The sequence below is a fragment of the Cedecea sp. FDAARGOS_727 genome (assembly GCF_012273235.1).
Lineage (GTDB): Bacteria > Pseudomonadota > Gammaproteobacteria > Enterobacterales > Enterobacteriaceae > Cedecea > Cedecea davisae.
Genome location: NZ_CP050966.1, coordinates 3,946,215 through 3,965,776, shown reverse-complemented (window position 1 = coordinate 3,965,776; position 19,562 = coordinate 3,946,215). Strand labels below are relative to the sequence as shown.

The window sequence follows — 19,562 nt, the reverse complement described above, 5'->3', positions numbered from 1 at the left end:
TTTTAACTTGCCATACTGGCGCGCAGAACAGCGTTACATCGCCAAAAGGCACACGGAACCAAAGGTTTATTTCCGCATTAGCTCCGTTATCAGTCTCTTATACTCCCGAATCGCTTTCTCACACAGCGTTAAGGCCAGAATCTCGCCCTTTAGCATAGCTTATTTGTATTTAACAAAAACATATCAATATGTTTTATAAGCATTAAATAACGAACACTAACCATTTTAATTGATTAGAACATTTTTAATAGAAACGCGGTAAAAGTAAGTAAATTTTAACTAAAAGAGAGGTTTTTTTGCTAACTTATGCGGGTTCAAAAACCTGACTATAATGATCAAAACAGGTTATCGCCTGCAGAGATGGAGAAGTTGAATGACAAAAACACAACACGAGGCGGTAAAAACCCGCCACAAGGAGAGTTCTCTCATTTTCCCGGTACTGGCACTGGCGGTACTGGCGATGTGGGGGTCAAGCCAGTCCCTGCCGGTGGTGGTCGGAATCAATATTCTGGCGCTGGTGGCAATTTTAAGCAGCGCTTTTAGCGTTGTTCGTCATGCGGACGTGCTGGCTCACCGTCTCGGTGAACCCTACGGCTCGCTGATCTTGAGCTTATCTGTCGTTATTCTTGAAGTCAGCCTGATTTCCGCCCTGATGGCCACGGGCGACGCCGCGCCGACCCTGATGCGCGATACGCTTTACTCCATCATTATGATTGTTACCGGCGGCCTGGTGGGCTTCTCGCTGCTGATGGGCGGGCGTAAATTTGCCACTCAGTATATGAACCTGTTCGGCATCAAACAGTATTTAATTGCCCTGTTCCCGCTGGCGGTTATCGTGCTGGTGTTTCCGATGGCGCTGCCGGGCGGTAACTTCTCGCTGGCCCAGTCGCTGCTGGTGGCTCTGATTTCCGCCGCTATGTACGGCGTGTTCCTGCTGATTCAGACCAAAACGCACCAGAGCCTGTTTGTTTACGAGCATGAAGATGAAGGCGATGACGATGACCCGCACCACGGCAAACCGTCGGCGCACAGCTCGGCCTGGCATACCGTATGGCTGATTGTGCATTTGGTTGCGGTTATTGCTGTGACCAAAATGAATGCGAACCCGCTGGAGCACCTGCTCGAAGCCGTTAGCGCTCCGGCGCAGTTCACCGGCTTCCTGGTCGCCCTGCTCATTCTCTCCCCTGAAGGCCTGGGAGCGTTGAAGGCTGTGCTCAGCAATCAGGTACAGCGTGCCATGAACCTGTTCTTCGGTTCGGTGCTGGCAACAATCTCATTAACGGTTCCTGCGGTCACGCTGATTGCCTGGTTCACCGGTAATGACCTGGTCTTCGCGCTTGGCATGCCGCAAATGGTAGTGATGCTGGCGGCGCTTGTGCTGTGCCAGATATCCTTCTCCACCGGGCGTACCAACGTGCTTAACGGTACCGCTCACCTGGCGCTGTTTGCCGCTTATTTGATGACGATATTTGCCTAAATAAACAGCAAGACTGATTGTAAGAGCAGTCTTTAGTGTTTGCTCCCTCTCTCAAGGGAGAGAGGGACAGATATAAAAAAACCCGCCGCGGCGGGTTTTGTTTTTTGCAGCAATTAGTGGCTGGTATCCAGCGGCTCAAAGTTTTTCACCAGGTCGTCAATGGCTTTAATCTGGGTCAGGAAAGCTTCAAGCTTGGCCAGAGGCAGCGCGGACGGGCCGTCGCAGCGAGCGTTGTCCGGGTCCGGGTGCGCTTCAATAAACAGACCCGCCAGCCCCGTTGCCATCCCGGCGCGAGCCAGTTCGGTAACCTGAGCGCGGCGGCCGCTTGATGCAGCGCCAAACGGGTCGCGGCACTGTAGAGCATGAGTCACATCGAAAATCACCGGCGCACCGCCAGAAACCTGCTTCATCACGCTGAAGCCCAGCATGTCCACAACCAGGTTGTCGTAGCCGAACTGCGTCCCGCGGTCGCACAGAATAATTTTTTCGTTGCCGCCTTCGGCGAATTTATCAACGATGTTGCCCATCTGGCCCGGGCTAACAAACTGCGGCTTCTTCACGTTAATGACCGCGCCGGTTTTTGCCATCGCTTCCACCAGGTCAGTCTGGCGAGCGAGGAAAGCTGGCAGCTGGATAACGTCAACCACGTCGGCCACCGGCTGAGCCTGGTGAGATTCGTGCACGTCAGTGATGATTTTCACGCCGAAGGTCTGCTTCAGCTCCTGGAAAATCTTCATCCCCTCTTCCAGACCCGGACCGCGGTAGGAGTTGATGGATGAACGGTTGGCTTTATCAAAAGAGGCTTTAAACACGTACGGAATGCCCAGTTTCTGGGTAACGGTCACGTAATGTTCGCAGATACGCATCGCCAGGTCGCGAGACTCCAGCACGTTCATGCCGCCGAACAGCACAAACGGCAGGTCGTTTGCGACGTTGATATCACCAATGCTAACCACTTTTTGTTTCATATGTTCGCCTTATCAGGTGTGAACTTAATGCAGGGTAATCTGCTTGTGCGCAATCGAGTTGATTTGCGCTTTAATCATTTCGCTAATCGGATCTTCCGGGCATTGCTCAACAAAGTAGCTCAAATCGCTGAGCGCCACATGTTCGCAGTCCAGCTGGGCGTAGATCAAACCGCGGTCGCGAATTTCGTACGGATCTTCCGGATTGAACTGCAACAGCACTTCGCTGGCGCGCAGAGCAAGCTCCATCTGGCGCTCTTCCATCAGCGCGGACTTCAGAGTGTCCAGCAGCTTGCGGATAACTTCGGCATTATCCGACTCGTCGAGATCTTCGTCGAACAGCTCGGCGGTCGGGTTAATGTTGCCCTTGATCCACACTTCCAGCGTGTGCTCGTCCAGCGTATCGCCGTTAAACGGATTGATGAGCCACATTTCGCCATCCATCCAGTCGGCGCGCAGGATCAGCTGCGTAGGGAAAATCACCGGCATCAGCGGGATGTCGAGCTGCCCGGCAACCCACAATAAAATGGCCCCAAGAGAGACGGCGCTCCCCTGGCGGCTTTCTAAGACATTATCCAGCCACAGGGCGTCGGACAGGCGGTAAACGCCGCCTGAATCCTTAAAACCCCATTCGCCGTAAAAAAGTTCCAGCAGTTTTTCCAGCTGCAAATCAGGGTGTGCCCCCTGGCAAATTTCTTCTTTTGCCAGGCTGACTAATTGCCCGAGCTGCGCCTGTACTTCTTCAGTCGGAAAATCGTCACGAATCAGCTGCGAAATTAAAATCATGCCCTCGCAAAGCGGTGCCTGATTAAATTCGAAATCGGCTAACGACCTCATGCTTACCCCAGTATCGGTATTTTAGTGGTGGCGAGTTTAATGATGATGTAGAGCACCACCAGCCCCAGCAGAAAAGCAAACCAACGGATCTGCTGGCTGCGCGGGCGTTTGCCCAGCGCGATAAAACCCAAAGCGATATAGATGATAACGCCAAACAGTTTCTCCGTCAGCCAGCTTCCTTGAGGCGTAAACGGATAGAAGTGCGTAATCAGAACCAGCCCGAAGCCGCTTAACAGCAGCACGGTATCATTTACGTGAGGCACAATGCGCACCCAGCGCTTAGCGGATATTGCCGAGCCGCGATATTGCCACCAATAGCGTAATACAAACAGGCTAATTGAAATTACGACGGTGAAAATATGCAGATATTTAAGTGAAAAATAAGTCGCCACAGCATCTGTTCCTTAATTCAAAGATAGCGTCCTGACGTCAGGCGTTCATTGCCGCCATAATCTTTGGTGGTTTCAACATCCTGAAAACCGGCTTCGCACAATAGCTGCCTCACCTGCTCTCCCTGCTTCCAGCCGTGTTCCAGCATCAGCCAGCCGCCGGGTTCAAGGAAGCGCCGTGAATCGCTCACCAGGATTTCAATGTCCGCCAGACCGTGATTGTCGGCCACCAGAGCGCTCTTTGGCTCAAAGCGAACGTCGCCCTCTGCCAGATGCGGATCTTGCTCATCGATATAAGGCGGGTTGCTGACGATCAGCGTGAAATGCTGATTATTGAGCGCGCTAAACCAGCAGCTTTGCAATACCTTAACATTGGTAATGCCCAGATTTTGTGCATTCGCGCGCGCAAGCTCTACTGCCTCCGGCACCAGGTCCAGCGCCGTCACGTCGCAGTCCGGGCGTTCGCTGGCAAGGGCCAGCGCTATAGCGCCCGTGCCGGTGCCCAGGTCGAGAATCGAGCACGGCGTAGAAGGCAGCTTTGTGAGCGCCTGTTCGACCAGGCATTCGGTATCGGGCCGGGGAATAAGCGTGGCCGGAGAAACGCGCAGCGGCAGCGACCAGAATTCTCGCTCGCCAACCAGGTGCGCAATCGGCTCACCGCGCTCGCGGCGAACCAGTAAAGCTTCAAGCTCGGTTTGCTGCTCCTGCGTCAGCCGGGTTTCGCCAAAGGCGAGAATATAGGTTCTCGCCTTGCCGGTAACAAACCCGAGCAAAATCTCCGCATCGCGCTTTGGGCTTTCGCTCTGCGCCAGGCGCTGTACGCCCTGGCGGAGCCATGACTGAAACTCCATTAATCCTGCTCGGACAACGCCGCGAGCTGGTCAGCCTGGAATTCCTGGACTATCGGCTCAATCAGGGCGTCAATCTTGCCTTCCATCACTTCATCCAGGCGGTAAAGCGTCAGGTTGATGCGGTGGTCTGTTACGCGCCCCTGCGGGAAGTTATAGGTGCGGTTACGGTCTGAACGGTCGCCGGAGCCAAGCAGGTTGCGGCGGGTAGAAGCCTCTTCCTGCTGACGCTTAGCCACTTCAGCGGCGCGAATACGCGACCCGAGTACCGAAAGCGCTTTGGCTTTGTTCTTATGCTGGGAACGTTCGTCCTGGCATTCAACCACGATGCCGGTTGGCAAGTGGGTGATACGGATGGCGGAGTCGGTGGTGTTAACGTGCTGGCCGCCCGCGCCCGAGGAGCGGAAGGTATCGATACGCAAATCCGCCGGGTTAATATCCGGCAGTTCTGCTTCCGGGATCTCCGGCATCACGGCAACGGTACAGGCCGAGGTGTGGATACGCCCCTGAGATTCCGTAGCGGGAACGCGCTGCACGCGGTGGCCGCCGGACTCAAACTTCAGTCGGCCATAGACGCCGTCACCGCTGATTTTTGCGATAACTTCTTTGAAGCCGCCGTGCTCGCCTTCGTTAGCGCTGATAAGCTCAACGCGCCAGCGGCGGGCTTCCGCATAGCGGCTGTACATGCGGAACAGGTCACCGGCAAACAGCGCGGCTTCGTCACCGCCGGTTCCGGCCCGGACTTCAACGAATGCGTTACGCTCATCATCGGGATCTTTCGGCAGCAGCAGAACCTGAAGTTGCTGCTCAAGCTCTTCGCTGTTGGCTTTAGCTTCTGCCAGCTCTTCCTGCGCCATTTCGCGCATTTCCGGGTCGCTGAGCATGCTTTCTGCGGTTTCAATGTCTTCCTGTACCTGGCGCCATTGCAGGAAACAGCGTGATACATCGCTTAACTGGGCATATTCACGAGACAACGCGCGAAAACGGTCTTGATCGGCAATCGTCGCGGCATCGCCGAGCAGGGCCTGAACTTCTTCATGGCGCTCCTGCAAGGCTTCCAGTTTGGCAACAATAGAAGGCTTCATGGGCGGTGGTTCACCTTGTAATAAGAGTTGTGTGTGCTAATCCAGCCCGAGGCTGTTACGCAGGATTTGCAGGCGTTCGTCGTCCCCGTCACGGGCGGCCTGCGTGAGCGATTTGGTTGGAGCATGGATCAGGCGATTGGTCAGTTTCCAGGCCAGATCCTGCAAGACGGATTCCGCGTCGCCACCCTGCTGAAGGGCGGCCAGCGCTTTGGCAGCGAGGTCGTCTCTCACCTGTTCTGCCTGACTACGGTATTCACGAATGGTTTCGGAGGCGCTTTGCGCGCGCAGCCACGCCATAAATTCGCTGCACTCCTGGGCCACGATGGTTTCAGCTTCAACCGCCGCAGCTTTACGCTGGGCGAGGTTGTTCTGAATAATGGCCTGCAGGTCGTCCACGCTGTAGAGATAGGCGTTGGCAAGCTTGCCGACTTCCGGCTCCACGTCGCGCGGTACGGCGATATCCACCAGCAACATCGGCTGGTTACGGCGGGCTTTCAGGGCGCGTTCCATCATCCCTTTGCCGATAATCGGCAGCGGGCTGGCGGTGGAGCTGATAATGATGTCGGCGTCCGCCAGGCGTTCGTCTATCTCACTCAGGCTAATCACTTCCGCGCCGACTTCGTCCGCCAGCACCTGAGCGCGTTCGCGGGTACGGTTGGCGATAATCATCTTCTCAACTTTGTGCTCGCGCAGGTGGCGGGCAACCAGTTCGATAGTCTCCCCGGCGCCGACCAGCAGCACGGTGACCGAAGAGAGGGATTCAAAAATTTGCCGCGCCAGAGTACAGGCGGCGAAGGCGACCGACACCGCGCTGGCGCCGATATCTGTTTCGGTGCGAACGCGCTTGGCAACAGAGAAGGACTTCTGGAACATGCGTTCCAGCTCGCTGGAAAGCGAATGGCCTTTTTGCGAGTCGGCAAAGGCTTTTTTGACCTGGCCGAGAATCTGCGGTTCACCGAGCACCAGCGAGTCCAGACCGCTCGCCACGCGCATTAAATGGCTGACGGCGTCGTTATCGTGGTGCCAGTAGAGGCTCTTGCGCACTTCCTCTTCATTGAGGTTGTGGTAGTCGCACAGCCAGCGCACCAGCTGTTCGTGAAGATTTTCCTGTTGCTCAACGCTCAGATATAACTCGGTTCTGTTGCAGGTAGAAAGTACCACGCCGCCCTGCACCATCGGCTGCTCCAGCAGGCTTCCCAGCGCCTGGTCGAGCGTGTCCGGCGAAAACGTAACACGTTCTCGCAGCGATATTGGGGCCGTTTTGTGGTTAATTCCTAGCGCTAACAGGGTCATGGAGCGGTCTGAGTAATACCGATGTTGATAAGGATTTCTGGTCGCATCATACAGGATGAGCACGGTCAATAAAAGAGAGCTTCCCCTTGCGGAGTATGCGGATGATTTATGATTTAAGACAACTTGACCGTAGACGCCTTCCCGCCTGGCCGCTAGCATGAACGGTTGACCACCAAAATGACTTTAAGGATTTGCTGCCGCTATGTTTATGCCCAAAGCCCGTCTGATGCGCCTTCTGCCCCTTGCCAGCCTGGTTCTGGCCGCCTGTTCAGTCCACCAGCCGAGCGGGCCGGGTAAAAGCCCTGACTCGCCGCAGTGGTTAGAACATCAGCAACAAGTGCAAAAAATCACCCAGTATCAAACGCGCGGCGCTTTTGCTTATCTTTCCGATAGCCAAAAGGTATATGCCCGTTTTAACTGGCAGCAAACCGCCCCGGACCGCTATCGGCTGCTGCTTACTAACCCGCTTGGCAGCACCGAACTTGAGCTTAATGCCCAGCCGAACCAGGTTCAGCTGACCGACCGCGACGGCAAGCGCTACATCGCAACGGATGCCGAAGAGATGATTGGCAAGCTGACCGGGATGCCTATCCCGCTTAACAGCCTGCGCCAGTGGATGCTGGGCCTGCCGGGCGAGTCCACCGACTACAAACTTGACGACCAGTATCGCCTGCGTGAAGTCAATTACACCCAGGGCGGTAAAACCTGGAAAGTGGTGTACAGCGACTACGACAGTAAAATCCAGCCTTCCCTGCCGTCCAATATGGAGCTGCGTGAGGGCGACCAGCGCATCAAGCTGAAAATGGATAGCTGGACGGTGAAATAATGATTTCCCGTTGGCCTGCTCCCGCAAAACTGAACCTTTTTCTCTATATCACCGGCCGCCGCGCGGACGGTTACCATAATTTGCAGACGCTGCTTCAGTTTCTTGACTACGGCGACACGCTGACAATTGAACCGCGCCAGGACGGCGTTATACGTCTGGTGACGCCCATCGCTGGCGTACCGGACGAAGAAAACCTTATCGTGCGTGCCGCCCGCCTGCTGCACACCTTTGCCGCTGCGAAAGGCACTTTGCCCGCGGGCGCAGGGGCCGATCTAGGCGTGGAGAAGAAACTGCCGATGGGCGGTGGACTGGGCGGAGGCTCGTCCAACGCCGCGACGGTACTGGTTGCCCTGAATCAGCTCTGGAATACCCGCTGTAGCGAAGACGAGCTGGCCGGACTGGGCATTCGCCTGGGCGCGGACGTGCCGGTCTTTGTTCGCGGTTACGCGGCCTTTGCCGAAGGGGTTGGCGAAATTTTGACGCCGGTCGAGCCGGAGGAAAAATGGTATCTGGTTGCCCACCCCGGCGTGAGTATTCCGACACCGATTATTTTTGGCGATCCGGAACTGCCGCGCGAAACCCCGATAAGGTCAATTGACACGTTGCTAAAATGTGAATTTGGCAACGATTGTGAGGTTATCGCAAGAAAACGTTTTCGCGAGGTTGATGCGGCGCTTTCCTGGCTGTTAGAATACGCGCCGTCGCGCCTGACCGGCACCGGCGCTTGTGTGTTTGCAGAATTCGACACCGAGCAGGCCGCCCGGCAGGTGCTTGAGCAAGCCCCGGAATGGCTGCATGGGTTTGTTGCGCGAGGCGTTAATAGATCTCCGCTGCATCAGGCCATATCCGGGCAAGCTGGGCATTGGTGACAACGTCACCTCGTTTCAGACGTTGCATCGTGCTCTTTAATACACCGCCTGGATGGGGGCTACCCCGCCCGCACATTTGCGGTAGCAACCATCCGCCACTGGACGCATGCCTGAGGTTCTTCTCGTGCCTGATATGAAGCTTTTTGCTGGTAACGCCACCCCGGAACTAGCACAACGTATTGCCAACCGCCTGTACACCTCCCTTGGTGACGCCGCCGTCGGTCGCTTTAGCGACGGTGAAGTAAGCGTACAAATCAACGAAAATGTACGCGGTGGTGATATTTTCATCATCCAGTCCACCTGTGCACCAACGAACGACAACCTGATGGAACTGGTTGTCATGGTCGATGCCCTGCGCCGCGCTTCTGCAGGCCGTATCACCGCTGTTATCCCTTACTTTGGCTACGCCCGTCAGGACCGCCGCGTGCGCTCCGCTCGTGTGCCAATCACCGCGAAAGTCGTCGCTGACTTCCTCTCAAGCGTAGGGGTTGACCGTGTTCTCACCGTGGACCTGCACGCTGAACAAATCCAGGGCTTCTTTGATGTGCCGGTAGACAACGTCTTCGGTAGCCCAATTCTGCTGGAAGATATGCTGCAAATCGGCCTGGAAAACCCAATCGTGGTTTCCCCGGACATCGGCGGCGTGGTACGTGCCCGTGCTATCGCTAAGCTGCTGAACGACACCGATATGGCTATCATCGACAAGCGTCGCCCACGCGCTAACGTTTCCCAGGTTATGCATATCATCGGTGACGTGTCCGGCCGTGATTGCGTTCTGGTTGACGACATGATCGATACCGGCGGTACGCTGTGCAAAGCGGCGGAAGCGCTGAAAGAACGTGGCGCGAAACGCGTATTCGCTTACGCAACTCACCCGATCTTCTCCGGCAATGCGGTTCACAACCTGCGTAACTCGGTTATCGACGAAGTTATCGTATGCGATACCATCCCGCTGTCTGACGAAATCAAAGCGCTGCCAAACGTCCGCACCCTGACTCTGTCCGGTATGCTGGCCGAAGCTATTCGCCGCATCAGCAACGAAGAATCTATCTCTGCGATGTTCGAACATTAATCGACATTGCTTTTAAAACCCGCTGCGGCGGGTTTTTTCGTTTTTGTATTACTCTTTTTAAATGCCTCCTTCACCTGCCTGAATGACAGATGATGCGCTCACGGATGGAATCATAGTGAAAACCGTATCTTCTTCTCACGTAATGCCTTTTCGCGCCCTTATTGACGCCTGCTGGCGCGAGAAATACACCCTTTCCCGCTTTACCCGTGATGCTATTGCCGGCATAACCGTAGGCATAATCGCTATTCCCCTGGCGATGGCGCTGGCTATCGGCAGCGGCGTAGCGCCGCAATACGGCCTTTACACCGCGGCAGTTGCCGGGATTGTTATCGCCCTGAGCGGCGGTTCGCGCTTTAGCGTTTCCGGGCCTACCGCAGCCTTTGTGGTTATCCTCTATCCGGTAGCGCAGCAATTTGGCCTGGCCGGGCTGCTGGTCGCCACGCTGATGTCCGGCCTGTTCCTGATCCTGTTCGGACTGGCGCGGTTTGGCCGCCTGATTGAGTACATTCCGCTTTCGGTCACCCTCGGCTTCACCTCCGGGATTGGTATCACCATCGCGACTATGCAGGTGAAAGACTTTTTCGGCCTGACGCTCGAACATGTGCCAGAGCATTATCTGAATAAAGTCGCCGCCCTTGCGATGGCGATGCCGACCGTGAACGTCGGCGATGCGGCTATCGGGATTGTTACTCTGGCGGTGCTTATCTTCTGGCCGCGCCTTGGCATTCGCCTGCCCGGCCACCTGCCTGCGCTGCTCGCAGGCTGCGCCGTAATAGCTATTGTTACCGCGCTCGGCGGCGAAGTGGCAACTATCGGATCGCGCTTCCACTATATTCTGGCCGACGGTAGCCAGGGCAACGGCATTCCTCAGCTGCTGCCGCAGCTAATGCTGCCGTGGGACATGCCAAATTCAAACTTTACCCTGAGCTGGGATTCACTCAGCGCCCTGCTGCCTGCCGCATTCTCTATGGCGATGCTGGGCGCGATTGAGTCGCTGCTTTGCGCCGTGGTGCTGGATGGAATGACCGGCACCAAACACAATGCCAACGGCGAGCTTATCGGCCAGGGGCTGGGCAATATTATTGCGCCATTCTTCGGCGGAATTACCGCCACCGCGGCCATTGCCCGTTCGGCGGCAAACGTGCGCGCCGGGGCCACTTCTCCCGTGGCGGCAATTATTCACTCTCTGTTGGTTATTCTGGCATTACTGGTGCTGGCACCGCTGCTCTCATGGCTGCCGCTTTCTGCCATGGCGGCCCTGCTGTTGATGGTGGCGTGGAACATGAGCGAGGCGCACAAAGTCGTCAGCCTGCTGCGTAAAGCGCCGAAAGACGACATTATCGTGATGCTCATCTGCATGTCGCTGACCGTATTGTTCGACATGGTTATCGCGATAAGCGTTGGGATTGTGCTGGCTTCATTGCTGTTTATGCGCCGAGTGGCGCGAATGACCCGCCTGGCTCCGCTGAGCAACGTTTCGGTACCGGAAGGTGTGCTGGCGCTGCGCGTGACGGGTCCGCTGTTTTTTGCCGCCGCCGAAGGATTGTTCACCGAGCTTTCGCGGCAGGTTGCCGGGCATCACCTGATTATTTTGCAGTGGGATGCGGTGCCGGTGCTGGACGCGGGCGGGCTCGATGCCTTCCAGCGCTTTGTTGAAAAACTGCCGGAAGGCTGCGAATTGAGAGTAACCAACCTGGAGTTCCAGCCGCTGCGCACGCTGGCCCGGGCTGGCGTACAGCCAATCCCTGGCCGTCTTGCCTTCTTCCCTGACGTTCAGGCGGCTCTGGCCGCTGAATAGCGGCTAGCCCGGCTACCCTCTGGCTTCCCGCCGCCGTCTGCTGGTGACGCTTTCGCGGTTAACGCCCCAGTTATCGGTTTCGACCTCGTCGATGATGACAAAGGTGGTGGCGGGATCTTTATTCAACACCCTCATCAGCAGGTCGGTGGTGCCTTCAATCAGCGCCTGCTTTTGCTCCGCGCTAACCCCTTCTTTCGTCACCCGAATATTCACATACGGCATAAATTTACCCTTTCATTAACGGCCAAACATCACCAGGTTCCGGCGGTGCTGCCGCCGTCCACCGCCATCACCGTCCCGCTGACAAACGTGGAATCAGTCAGGTAGAGCACCGCATCAACCACATCCTGCGTTTTACCGGTGCGCCCGCTCGGTGAAAGCGAGCTAAGAAAGCCGATAGATCCCGAGTAATCTGAATGCAGTGGCGTTTCGATGATCCCCGGCGCAACGGCATTCACTCTTACATTGTCAGCCGCCAGCTCAAGCGCCAGGCCGCGAGTGGCTTCGTTCAACCCGCCTTTAATCATCACCGGCAGCAGCGCGGGGACTTTAACATTCGGCTGGAGCGCAATGCTGGCCGTAATGTTAACGATATGCCCCGCTTTGTTTTTGCTCATATGGCTGGCGGCCTGCTGCGACGGGAACAGGAAGCCTTTCAGATTGGTATTGATCAGCGCGTCGATATCCTGCTCGCTATATTCGGTCGCTGGTTTGGGAATAAAAATGCCCGCGTTGTTGATCAGAATATCGACCTTGCCAAAAGCGGCAATCGCCTCTTTAAACAGCTTTTCTGCCGTAGCCGGCAGCGAAATATCACCGGCAATCGGCAGGAAGTTTGGCGGATTGCCCAGGCTTGCCGCTGCGGTCTGCAAGCGCTGAAAGGTACGGCCGTTGCCGACCACGTTATAACCGCGAGCCAGATACGCTTCGGCGATGGCAAGGCCGATGCCGCTTGAAGCGCCGGTGACAATAACGGTTGGTGATGCCTGCATGATAGTGCTCCTGTTTGTGGATATGGAGCCGACTATACTTGTGACATAATGGACGATAAATCAGCCACCTGTAACATGAATAGATACATTATGTAATAAATGCGGAGAGAAAACCGGCATGAAACGCCACTTCGAAGAGATGCAGCTCGGCACCATCGCACTGTTTTGCCAGGCAGCTGAACGCCTGAGCTTCAGCGCGGCGGCGAATTTTATCGGCATCACGCCCGCGGCGGTAAGCCGCTCCATTGCCCGGCTGGAAGAACGGCTGGGCGTGCGCCTGTTTGTGCGAACCACTCGCCAAATCCGCCTGACGGACAGCGGCGAGCGCTATTATCAGCAGTGCCGACAGGCACTTCAGCAGCTGAGAGAGGCCGAGCGGGAAGTCACCGGCGCGCAGATGGAGCCTGCGGGCATGCTTCGCATAAGCGTTCCCACGCCCTATTCTCATTACCGCGTTCTGCCGCTGCTGCCCGAGTTCAGGCGGCTTTATCCCCGCGTATCGGTACAAATTCATATCAGCAACCGTAATATCGACTTCGCCGACGAGAGCTATGACATAGCCATCCGCGGGCGCTCTCCGGCGGACTCGTCGTTGATAACCCGCAAGCTCGAAGACGCGGAGCTGGTGCTGGTCGCCTCGCCCGATTATTTGCGGCGTGCGGGAACGCCAAAAACGCTGGATGAGTTAAGCCAGCACGAATGCATTCAATTTGATTTGCCCAGCACCGGGCGCAAAGTCCCCTGGACGTTCAGCCTCGATGGCCAGAGCACCGACGTTTTTACCAGCGGAGGTTTTACCTGCTGTGAAGACTTCTTAGGACTAGTCACCCTGGCCCGCAGCGGCGCAGGCCTTGTTCAGACCTATCGGTTTATTGTTGAACAAGACCTGGCCGACGGAAGCCTGGTGGAGCTGCTACCCGAATACGGCGGCAGCTCGCGGCCTTTTATTTTGCTTTACCCTCACGCCCGCCACCTGTCGCTGCGGGTTCGCTGCCTTGTTGACTTCTTAGCCCAGCGGCTTGGAACATAATCCCCACCACCTGCTGTAGCCAGGCCAGCAACTCGGGCGTCATCCACGTTCCACGGGCCAGCTCAGGCTCCTGAGCCATAGCCGCGCGGAACTTCATCTGGGTTTGCGAACTTGTACCTGCAAAAGACTGGAAGAGTTCCAGCCAGCGGCGGGCCAGGCGCTGGGCCTCGTCCGACGAAGGGGCCACGCCTTGCTCTTTGGCCTGGCATACGGCAGCCACCAGCGGCGGCCACTCCTGCATCCGGTCAAAGTAGTGGCGGCTGGTGAACGCAAATTCCTCATCGTCCAGATAGCGACGATAAATATCCAGTTTGCTTTGCCCGAAAGCGCGGGTGACATAGCCGGTCATTTCGGCAGTGATGCCCGTTTGTTTGCTCATTTCCGGCTCAACCTGATGCATTGCATTCAGGCGCACCAGAAAATCTGGCTCGCCCGCGGTATCGCGTACCAGCATCTCCATCCAGCGGGCAGCCAGCTGCTGCGCCCGTTTATCCTCCGGGGGCACGTTTTGCTGGCGCAGGGCGGCCACTTCAGCAACAATCTGCTTCCACTCTTCATCGCGGCCGCTGTCGGGCTGCGCAAAGGGCAGACGCCCTAACTCTTCTTTTGAAAAATAGCGATCGTACATCGTCATTAACTCCAGGGTAGTTAGCCATTCCCCGAGGTCAGGCTCCGCGCCGCGGCTTAACGTCTCACGCAGCGAAACAAGGCGCTGGCGCAAAGTGGTGATTTCCGCCAGCTGGCCGTCCAGCATCGAGATTTGTGAATCAATGATCTCGTTAAGCGACACGGCCTGACTCTCAAGACAGTCGCGCACCTCGCTCAGGCTCATTCCCATGCGGCTTAACGCCTGAATGTGATGGAGCCTGGTAATATCCTGCCGGTTATACAGCCGGTATCCGGCGGCGGTGCGGGCAGAAGGGAGCAGCAGGCCCATCGCTTCGTAGTGGTGCAAGGTGCGTACCGTAATACCGGCGCGCTTTGCCAGTTCGCCTACTTTAAACAACATATACCTGCTCCTTGTGCTTCTGCTGCCGGGAAGTGTGCAGCCTGACGTTACGTTAGGGTCAACACGCTAAGCATAAAAAAAACGGCTCCTTTTCAGGAACCGTTTTTTTAAATCTGATAATTATTAACCGTGGCGGTGGTGTTCATCCCTGCGGCAGCGTTTATCGTAGTGGCGAACCCACCAGTAGCGGTCGCACACCTGCTCGCGGCCTCCTATACGGGCCCCGGCGAGCCACAGTACCGCCCCAACGAAGATGCTAAGCACGGCACCGTGGGCGAAAAACTGCGGCAAATTCAGTTGCGGAAGCTGGTTCAGAATCGAATAGCCTACGCCAACTACCATCACAACCAGCCCCAATCCCATGAGGACATTACCGAGTAACGAAGCGTTTTTGCGTTTCATATGTCACCTCCGCAAGATTACGGGTCGGTGGGGAACATCCCCTTCCTTGTGGCTAAAGTATAGACAATGCCCCTGCAAACCATATGCGCGGGCGATCACAATTACGAACGAAAGCTCTACAAAAGTTTACAAATAAGCCGCTGAGTTACATGAAATTCTAATGGTTCAACCCCTCAACTATTCAATATTTCAGCGCGGCGGCCATTGCGCTTTGTCAACGCGGCGGCAGCACAGTAAACTACGCGGCTGTGAACGGTTTTCAGGAAGCTAAACGTGAGCATTAAATTGATTGTCGGCCTGGCGAACCCGGGCGCTGAGTACGCGGCTACCCGCCATAACGCCGGAGCCTGGTACGTGGATTTGCTGGCCGAGCGCCATAATCAGTCGCTGAAAGAAGAAGCGAAGTTCTTTGGCTATACCGCCCGCATTAATCTCGGCGGAGAAGACGTGCGCCTGTTGATCCCGACTACGTTTATGAACCTCAGCGGTAAGTCAGTTGCCGCGATGGCCACTTTCTTCCGCATTGCGCCGGACGAAATCCTGGTCGCGCATGACGAACTGGATCTGCCTCCCGGCGTGGCTAAGTTCAAACTTGGCGGCGGCCACGGCGGCCATAACGGCCTGAAAGACATCATCAGTAAGTTGGGCAATAACCCCAACTTTCATCGCTTACGCATCGGGATCGGCCATCCGGGCGATAAAAACAAAGTTGTTGGCTTTGTACTTGGCAAACCGCCGGTTAGCGAGCAGAAGCTGATTGACGACGCGGTTGACGAAGCGGCGCGCTGCACCGAAGTCTGGCTGAAAGAAGGCCTGACTAAAGCGACCAATCGTCTGCACGCCTTTAAAGCACAATAATCCCGCCAGCGGGCGCCGGGCAGCGATTTCCGCCCCCGCTGACGGTGGTTTAAGTGTATAATGGGCAAAGTTATCTACATTTTTTCAATGAGCACAAACAAACTCATTGATTATCAAGCAATTAAGGTGATTTAAACCATGGGATTCAAATGCGGTATCGTCGGCTTGCCGAACGTTGGTAAATCCACTCTGTTCAACGCGCTCACCAAAGCAGGTATTGAAGCGGCTAACTTCCCGTTCTGTACTATCGAGCCGAACACCGGCGTTGTGCCGATGCCGGACCCGCGCCTGGACAAGCTGGCCGAGATCGTTAAACCGCAGCGTATTCTGCCGACTACCATGGAGTTCGTGGACATCGCAGGCCTGGTAAAAGGCGCTTCCAAAGGTGAAGGCCTGGGCAACCAGTTCCTGACCAACATTCGTGAAACCGAAGCTATCGGCCACGTTGTTCGCTGTTTCGAAAACGACAACATCATCCACGTAAACAACAAAGTGGACCCGGCTGACGATATCGACGTTATCAACACCGAGCTGGCGCTGTCTGACCTCGACACCTGCGAACGCGCTATTCACCGCGTACAGAAGAAAGCTAAAGGCGGCGATAAAGACGCAAAAGCCGAACTGGCCGCGCTGGAAAAATGCCTGCCGCAGTTGGAAAACGCCGGTATGCTTCGCGCCCTGAAAAATCTGACCGAAGAAGACAAAGCGGCGATCAAATACCTGAGCTTCCTGACCCTGAAGCCAACCATGTACATTGCCAACGTTAACGAAGACGGTTTTGAAAACAACCCGTACCTCGACAAAGTTCGCGAAATCGCCGCCGGGGAAGGCTCCGTTGTGGTTGCCGTTTGCGCCGCCGTAGAGTCCGACATCGCCGAGCTGGACGATGCCGACCGCGACGAGTTTATGGCTGAACTGGGTCTGGAAGAGCCGGGCCTGAACCGCGTAATTCGCGCGGGATACGAGCTGCTGAACCTGCAAACCTACTTCACCGCTGGCGTGAAAGAAGTGCGCGCGTGGACCATCCCTGTTGGCGCAACTGCCCCGCAGGCCGCCGGTAAAATCCACACCGACTTCGAAAAAGGCTTTATCCGCGCACAAACCATCGCCTATGAAGACTTTATTACTTATAAAGGCGAGCAAGGCGCGAAAGAAGCCGGAAAAATGCGCGCCGAAGGTAAGGATTACATCGTTAAAGATGGCGACGTAATGAACTTCCTGTTCAACGTCTAATCCCCTTCCCCGCTTCAACAAAAATCCACGCAAATGCGTGGATTTTTTGTTTTCTGAATCCTGTCCATCAATTCCCGAGCGCCGTCAGGATCTCTCCCGGTAAATGCGATACATTAACGCCACTAAAGTTATGGATTAACTGGAGGGTCGGGCCGTGATGGAAAACATGAAAGCGTTCAGAATGGTGGTGGAGTGCAAGGGGTTCAGGGCTGCGGCTCTGGCCATGAAAATCTCCCCTGCTATGGTCAGCCGCCGTATTGAGAAGCTGGAGCATGAGTTAAAAACGCAGCTTTTTAAGCGTAATTCGCGCAAAGTGCTGCTGACGACTGCCGGAGAACAGTTATATCAGCGCTGCGTATCCATTATTGATGACTACGAATCCTGCCTGCGGGACGTGAAAAGCTTTAATGCCGAAGTCAGCGGCTGTCTGAAGGTGGGTATTCCCCACTCCATCAATCACCTGCACGTTATCCCTAACCTCCGCCAGTTTTTCGAACTGTACCCCAGACTCCGGCTGGAGACGGTAACCGGCAATCACTGCATGGAGCTGTTCAGCCACGGTTTCGACCTGGCCTTACAATGTGGCCCTCTGCCGGACAGCAACCTTTACTATTCTCTACTCGGCTACTGGCGAAAGCACGCCTGCGTCACGCCCGATTATGTACGGCGCTGCGGCCTGCCCGGCCACCCTGATGAGCTGCTAAGCCACACCTGCCTGTTCCACTTCGATAATCACCGCCGCTCGTGGAAGTTTATGATTGACGGCGAGTTAACGGAGGTTCGCCCCGCCAGCACCTCGAGAGTGAGCAACAGCCTGGATCTCTACCAAATGGTGAAAAATGGCCTCGGCATTTCGTACCTGCCCGAATTTACCGTGAGGGACGGAATTAATTCAGGCGAGATAATTTCCATACTTGGCGAGTTTATGCCGCCCCCGCTCCCGATGTATGTGGTGCACGTCAATCCCAAACCTTCGCCAAAAGAGCAGGCATTTATCGATTTCATCCGCACGCTTAATCTGGCGACGGTTGCGGATCCAGCATCCTGAGAGGATTAAGCCGCCTGACCGCATCAACTTTATCCACTCCCAGCCCGGCCCGACGAAACCAGGTTTCGCTGTCGGCCAGCCAGTGGCTGATACCCGGCTGGTGCGGCTGGCCGAGATCGGAGCTGTAAACCACATTATTCACACCCGACAGCACGTCATACATATCTTCTTCGGTTTGATATTTAAGGTAAACCGTGAGCGCGCATTGCTCGATATAAAGCCAGCTGTAGCGCCCAAGCGCCTTAAGCTCGGGGGCGGAAAATCCGGTCATAGGATTAGCCGGCTGATTCAGCATTAACCGGCAGCCGCCCGCTTTTTCCACGGCCTCAATAAGCCGCAAAGTCTGCCCTTTGCCCGCATGCCCCGAAGAAAGCACTATATTGTGATGCCGGGCGAACGCTATAATCGCTTCCACCTCGGGGCGGATCCGGCCATCGTCGTCAGTAATAGATAACGGCTGTTGCGCATTTTCACGAGCATATTTATTAGCGAATGTCCGGGTTAACGCGCTCCGGTGCTCGCTGCTAACAATGGTCGGCAGGTGAACCAGCAGCCGGGGCGCCGCGTCGAACTGATACTGGCTTAGCGCCTGTTTTATCGCCTCAAGGCTGAACCCGCCTGCCAGAGCATTGAGAACGATTGAGCCAAAGACCGGCAATCCCTGCTGTTGCAGCCCGGCGGCCAGAGCCGATACGCTGCCCAGATGGCTTTTCAGCACCACGCCGCCCTTTAGTTCAGCATAGCGCTGCCCGGCCTCAAGCGCGGTGTAGCGCCGCAGGTAGCTGTCCGGGCTGGCATGATAATGTACGTCCAGAAAGCGCAGCCGTTGTGACCAGCGGGCAAAAAAAGGGTGGGTCATCCTTTTAGCCCCCATGGTGCCGCGTATCCCAGCGTGCGGCGGGCATCTTCAAGCCTTGTGCCTTCGTTAATACTACTGAGGATTTGATGCTCGGTTTTTTCAACATTTTCGGCAAGTAAGACGACTTCCATTAGCCTGTCGCGCGGTATCGCTACTACCCCGTTATCGTCGCCCATAATCCAGTCGCCCGGCTCTATTTTCACGCCGCTAATCTCCAGGCCGCACTGTACTGCCCTGACGCGCGCCCGATTTTTCCCGGAAACCATAAAAATATTGGCCGCAAACAGCGGATAATTCATATTGCGGATATCGGCGATGTCCCTTGCCGAACCGTGAATTACCGTGCCTGCTATTTTTTTCTGCAACGCTTTGGTCGTCAGGATGTTGCCCCAGCTGGTGCAATCCTTCCGCCCCTGATTATCAACGACGATAATCGCCCCCTCCGGCACATCGTCAATGTAGGTTCCGGCGTTCATAAAGGTGTTTTTTTCCGGCTCATAAGCTTCATACTGAACAGTGAAAGCCGGACCCGCAATTTTACACCCCGCAACCTGCGGTTTAATGCCCGGAATTCCCCCGGCGATATAAATGCTGTCCAGCGCATCCGATACCGCCGCCGTATCCAGCGCCAACAGGCGCCGGCGAATATTGGTCAGAGTTTTGTTCATCATG

Annotated in this window: 21 protein-coding genes; 9 read left to right on the top strand and 12 right to left on the bottom strand. The window is 55.8% G+C overall.

Annotated features, from left to right (window positions below; all coding sequences use genetic code 11):
* Window positions 1-373: 373 nt before the first annotated feature.
* A complete protein-coding gene (gene chaA / locus FOC35_RS18740; RefSeq protein WP_016536767.1) occupies window positions 374-1,477 on the top strand; it encodes a sodium-potassium/proton antiporter ChaA in 1,104 nt (367 codons plus the stop codon).
* 113 nt (window positions 1,478-1,590) lie between these two features.
* Here the strand turns inward: chaA and kdsA are convergent, their stop codons facing one another.
* From kdsA to hemA, 6 genes are read right to left on the bottom strand one after another with little or no spacing between them, the layout of a single operon-like run.
* Window positions 1,591-2,445, bottom strand: a complete 855-nt coding sequence (gene kdsA, locus FOC35_RS18735; RefSeq protein ID WP_016536768.1) for a 3-deoxy-8-phosphooctulonate synthase — start codon at window positions 2,443-2,445, stop codon at window positions 1,591-1,593.
* A gap of 24 nt (window positions 2,446-2,469) precedes the next feature.
* Window positions 2,470-3,279, bottom strand: coding sequence for an invasion regulator SirB1 (sirB1, locus tag FOC35_RS18730; protein ID WP_016536769.1), 810 nt, complete (start codon window positions 3,277-3,279; stop codon window positions 2,470-2,472).
* Window positions 3,280-3,281: 2 nt separating this feature from the next.
* Window positions 3,282-3,671: a SirB2 family protein gene (locus FOC35_RS18725; protein ID WP_172569796.1), complete on the bottom strand. Its 390-nt coding sequence runs from the start codon at window positions 3,669-3,671 to the stop codon at window positions 3,282-3,284.
* A gap of 17 nt (window positions 3,672-3,688) precedes the next feature.
* Complete coding sequence (gene prmC / locus FOC35_RS18720) at window positions 3,689-4,519, bottom strand: peptide chain release factor N(5)-glutamine methyltransferase (protein WP_172569795.1); 831 nt, start codon at window positions 4,517-4,519, stop codon at window positions 3,689-3,691.
* On the bottom strand, window positions 4,519-5,601 hold the full coding sequence (gene prfA, locus FOC35_RS18715) for a peptide chain release factor 1 (RefSeq protein ID WP_016536772.1): 1,083 nt from the start codon (window positions 5,599-5,601) through the stop codon (window positions 4,519-4,521). The genes prmC and prfA overlap by 1 nt, the downstream gene beginning before the upstream one ends.
* A gap of 36 nt (window positions 5,602-5,637) precedes the next feature.
* Window positions 5,638-6,894 carry a glutamyl-tRNA reductase gene (hemA, locus tag FOC35_RS18710; protein ID WP_172569794.1) on the bottom strand — a complete coding sequence of 419 codons (1,257 nt, stop codon included), beginning with the start codon at window positions 6,892-6,894 and terminating at the stop codon, window positions 5,638-5,640.
* Between the two features lie 202 nt (window positions 6,895-7,096).
* On the opposite strand from hemA, the gene lolB reads away from it, so the two are divergent.
* From lolB to dauA, 4 genes are all read left to right on the top strand, one after another.
* Window positions 7,097-7,720: a lipoprotein insertase outer membrane protein LolB gene (gene lolB / locus FOC35_RS18705; RefSeq protein WP_172569793.1), complete on the top strand. Its 624-nt coding sequence runs from the start codon at window positions 7,097-7,099 to the stop codon at window positions 7,718-7,720.
* Window positions 7,720-8,589, top strand: coding sequence for a 4-(cytidine 5'-diphospho)-2-C-methyl-D-erythritol kinase (gene ispE, locus FOC35_RS18700; protein WP_172569792.1), 870 nt, complete (start codon window positions 7,720-7,722; stop codon window positions 8,587-8,589). Before lolB ends, ispE begins: the two co-directional genes overlap by 1 nt.
* A gap of 124 nt (window positions 8,590-8,713) precedes the next feature.
* Window positions 8,714-9,661 carry a ribose-phosphate diphosphokinase gene (gene prs / locus FOC35_RS18695; protein WP_008454180.1) on the top strand — a complete coding sequence of 316 codons (948 nt, stop codon included), beginning with the start codon at window positions 8,714-8,716 and terminating at the stop codon, window positions 9,659-9,661.
* Window positions 9,662-9,776: 115 nt separating this feature from the next.
* Window positions 9,777-11,459, top strand: coding sequence for a C4-dicarboxylic acid transporter DauA (gene dauA / locus FOC35_RS18690; protein ID WP_172569791.1), 1,683 nt, complete (start codon window positions 9,777-9,779; stop codon window positions 11,457-11,459).
* A gap of 12 nt (window positions 11,460-11,471) precedes the next feature.
* Here the strand turns inward: dauA and FOC35_RS18685 are convergent, their stop codons facing one another.
* Window positions 11,472-11,681: a 2-hydroxymuconate tautomerase family protein gene (locus FOC35_RS18685; protein WP_016536778.1), complete on the bottom strand. Its 210-nt coding sequence runs from the start codon at window positions 11,679-11,681 to the stop codon at window positions 11,472-11,474.
* Window positions 11,682-11,710: 29 nt separating this feature from the next.
* Window positions 11,711-12,451 carry an SDR family NAD(P)-dependent oxidoreductase gene (locus FOC35_RS18680; RefSeq protein ID WP_172569790.1) on the bottom strand — a complete coding sequence of 247 codons (741 nt, stop codon included), beginning with the start codon at window positions 12,449-12,451 and terminating at the stop codon, window positions 11,711-11,713.
* Between the two features lie 118 nt (window positions 12,452-12,569).
* Between FOC35_RS18680 and FOC35_RS18675 the strand changes: the two genes are divergently transcribed.
* Window positions 12,570-13,481, top strand: a complete 912-nt coding sequence (locus FOC35_RS18675) for a LysR family transcriptional regulator (protein WP_172569789.1) — start codon at window positions 12,570-12,572, stop codon at window positions 13,479-13,481.
* On the opposite strand, the gene FOC35_RS18670 is transcribed toward FOC35_RS18675, so the two are convergent.
* Together FOC35_RS18670 and ychH are read right to left on the bottom strand one after the other, a co-directional pair.
* A complete protein-coding gene (locus FOC35_RS18670) occupies window positions 13,396-14,490 on the bottom strand; it encodes a MerR family transcriptional regulator (RefSeq protein WP_172569788.1) in 1,095 nt (364 codons plus the stop codon). The two genes, FOC35_RS18675 and FOC35_RS18670, sit on opposite strands and share 86 nt — an antisense overlap.
* A gap of 123 nt (window positions 14,491-14,613) precedes the next feature.
* A complete protein-coding gene (gene ychH, locus FOC35_RS18665) occupies window positions 14,614-14,892 on the bottom strand; it encodes a stress-induced protein YchH (RefSeq protein ID WP_016536782.1) in 279 nt (92 codons plus the stop codon).
* Between the two features lie 273 nt (window positions 14,893-15,165).
* Between ychH and pth the strand changes: the two genes are divergently transcribed.
* From pth to FOC35_RS18650, 3 genes are all read left to right on the top strand, one after another.
* A complete protein-coding gene (gene pth / locus FOC35_RS18660; protein ID WP_172569787.1) occupies window positions 15,166-15,750 on the top strand; it encodes an aminoacyl-tRNA hydrolase in 585 nt (194 codons plus the stop codon).
* A gap of 138 nt (window positions 15,751-15,888) precedes the next feature.
* On the top strand, window positions 15,889-16,983 hold the full coding sequence (gene ychF / locus FOC35_RS18655; RefSeq protein ID WP_016536784.1) for a redox-regulated ATPase YchF: 1,095 nt from the start codon (window positions 15,889-15,891) through the stop codon (window positions 16,981-16,983).
* A 157-nt stretch (window positions 16,984-17,140) separates the two neighbouring features.
* On the top strand, window positions 17,141-18,031 hold the full coding sequence (locus tag FOC35_RS18650; protein ID WP_172569786.1) for a LysR family transcriptional regulator: 891 nt from the start codon (window positions 17,141-17,143) through the stop codon (window positions 18,029-18,031).
* Here the strand turns inward: FOC35_RS18650 and FOC35_RS18645 are convergent.
* Together FOC35_RS18645 and FOC35_RS18640 are read right to left on the bottom strand one after the other, a co-directional pair.
* Entirely contained in the window at window positions 17,997-18,890 is an 894-nt protein-coding gene (locus tag FOC35_RS18645) for a DUF6282 family protein (RefSeq protein ID WP_055696363.1), read from the bottom strand. The two genes, FOC35_RS18650 and FOC35_RS18645, sit on opposite strands and share 35 nt — an antisense overlap.
* On the bottom strand, window positions 18,887-19,561 hold the full coding sequence (locus FOC35_RS18640) for an RraA family protein (RefSeq protein ID WP_254065310.1): 675 nt from the start codon (window positions 19,559-19,561) through the stop codon (window positions 18,887-18,889). The genes FOC35_RS18645 and FOC35_RS18640 overlap by 4 nt, the downstream gene beginning before the upstream one ends.
* Window position 19,562: the final 1 nt, after the last annotated feature.

Excerpts from the sequence above, each read along its gene's own strand:
- chaA (WP_016536767.1), top strand. The coding sequence starts at position 374 with ATGACAAAAACACAACACGAGGCGGTAAAAACCCGCCACAAGGAGAGT.
- lolB (WP_172569793.1), top strand. The coding sequence starts at position 7,097 with ATGTTTATGCCCAAAGCCCGTCTGATGCGCCTTCTGCCCCTTGCCAGC.
- prmC (WP_172569795.1), bottom strand. The coding sequence starts at position 4,519 with ATGGAGTTTCAGTCATGGCTCCGCCAGGGCGTACAGCGCCTGGCGCAG.
- prfA (WP_016536772.1), bottom strand. The coding sequence starts at position 5,601 with ATGAAGCCTTCTATTGTTGCCAAACTGGAAGCCTTGCAGGAGCGCCAT.
- FOC35_RS18680 (WP_172569790.1), bottom strand. The coding sequence starts at position 12,451 with ATGCAGGCATCACCAACCGTTATTGTCACCGGCGCTTCAAGCGGCATC.
- ychF (WP_016536784.1), top strand. The coding sequence starts at position 15,889 with ATGGGATTCAAATGCGGTATCGTCGGCTTGCCGAACGTTGGTAAATCC.
- kdsA (WP_016536768.1), bottom strand. The coding sequence starts at position 2,445 with ATGAAACAAAAAGTGGTTAGCATTGGTGATATCAACGTCGCAAACGAC.
- FOC35_RS18645 (WP_055696363.1), bottom strand. The coding sequence starts at position 18,890 with ATGACCCACCCTTTTTTTGCCCGCTGGTCACAACGGCTGCGCTTTCTG.
- ispE (WP_172569792.1), top strand. The coding sequence starts at position 7,720 with ATGATTTCCCGTTGGCCTGCTCCCGCAAAACTGAACCTTTTTCTCTAT.
- sirB1 (WP_016536769.1), bottom strand. The coding sequence starts at position 3,279 with ATGAGGTCGTTAGCCGATTTCGAATTTAATCAGGCACCGCTTTGCGAG.
- ychH (WP_016536782.1), bottom strand. The coding sequence starts at position 14,892 with ATGAAACGCAAAAACGCTTCGTTACTCGGTAATGTCCTCATGGGATTG.
- FOC35_RS18670 (WP_172569788.1), bottom strand. The coding sequence starts at position 14,490 with ATGTTGTTTAAAGTAGGCGAACTGGCAAAGCGCGCCGGTATTACGGTA.
- FOC35_RS18650 (WP_172569786.1), top strand. The coding sequence starts at position 17,141 with ATGGAAAACATGAAAGCGTTCAGAATGGTGGTGGAGTGCAAGGGGTTC.
- FOC35_RS18685 (WP_016536778.1), bottom strand. The coding sequence starts at position 11,681 with ATGCCGTATGTGAATATTCGGGTGACGAAAGAAGGGGTTAGCGCGGAG.
- hemA (WP_172569794.1), bottom strand. The coding sequence starts at position 6,894 with ATGACCCTGTTAGCGCTAGGAATTAACCACAAAACGGCCCCAATATCG.
- FOC35_RS18640 (WP_254065310.1), bottom strand. The coding sequence starts at position 19,561 with ATGATGAACAAAACTCTGACCAATATTCGCCGGCGCCTGTTGGCGCTG.
- FOC35_RS18675 (WP_172569789.1), top strand. The coding sequence starts at position 12,570 with ATGAAACGCCACTTCGAAGAGATGCAGCTCGGCACCATCGCACTGTTT.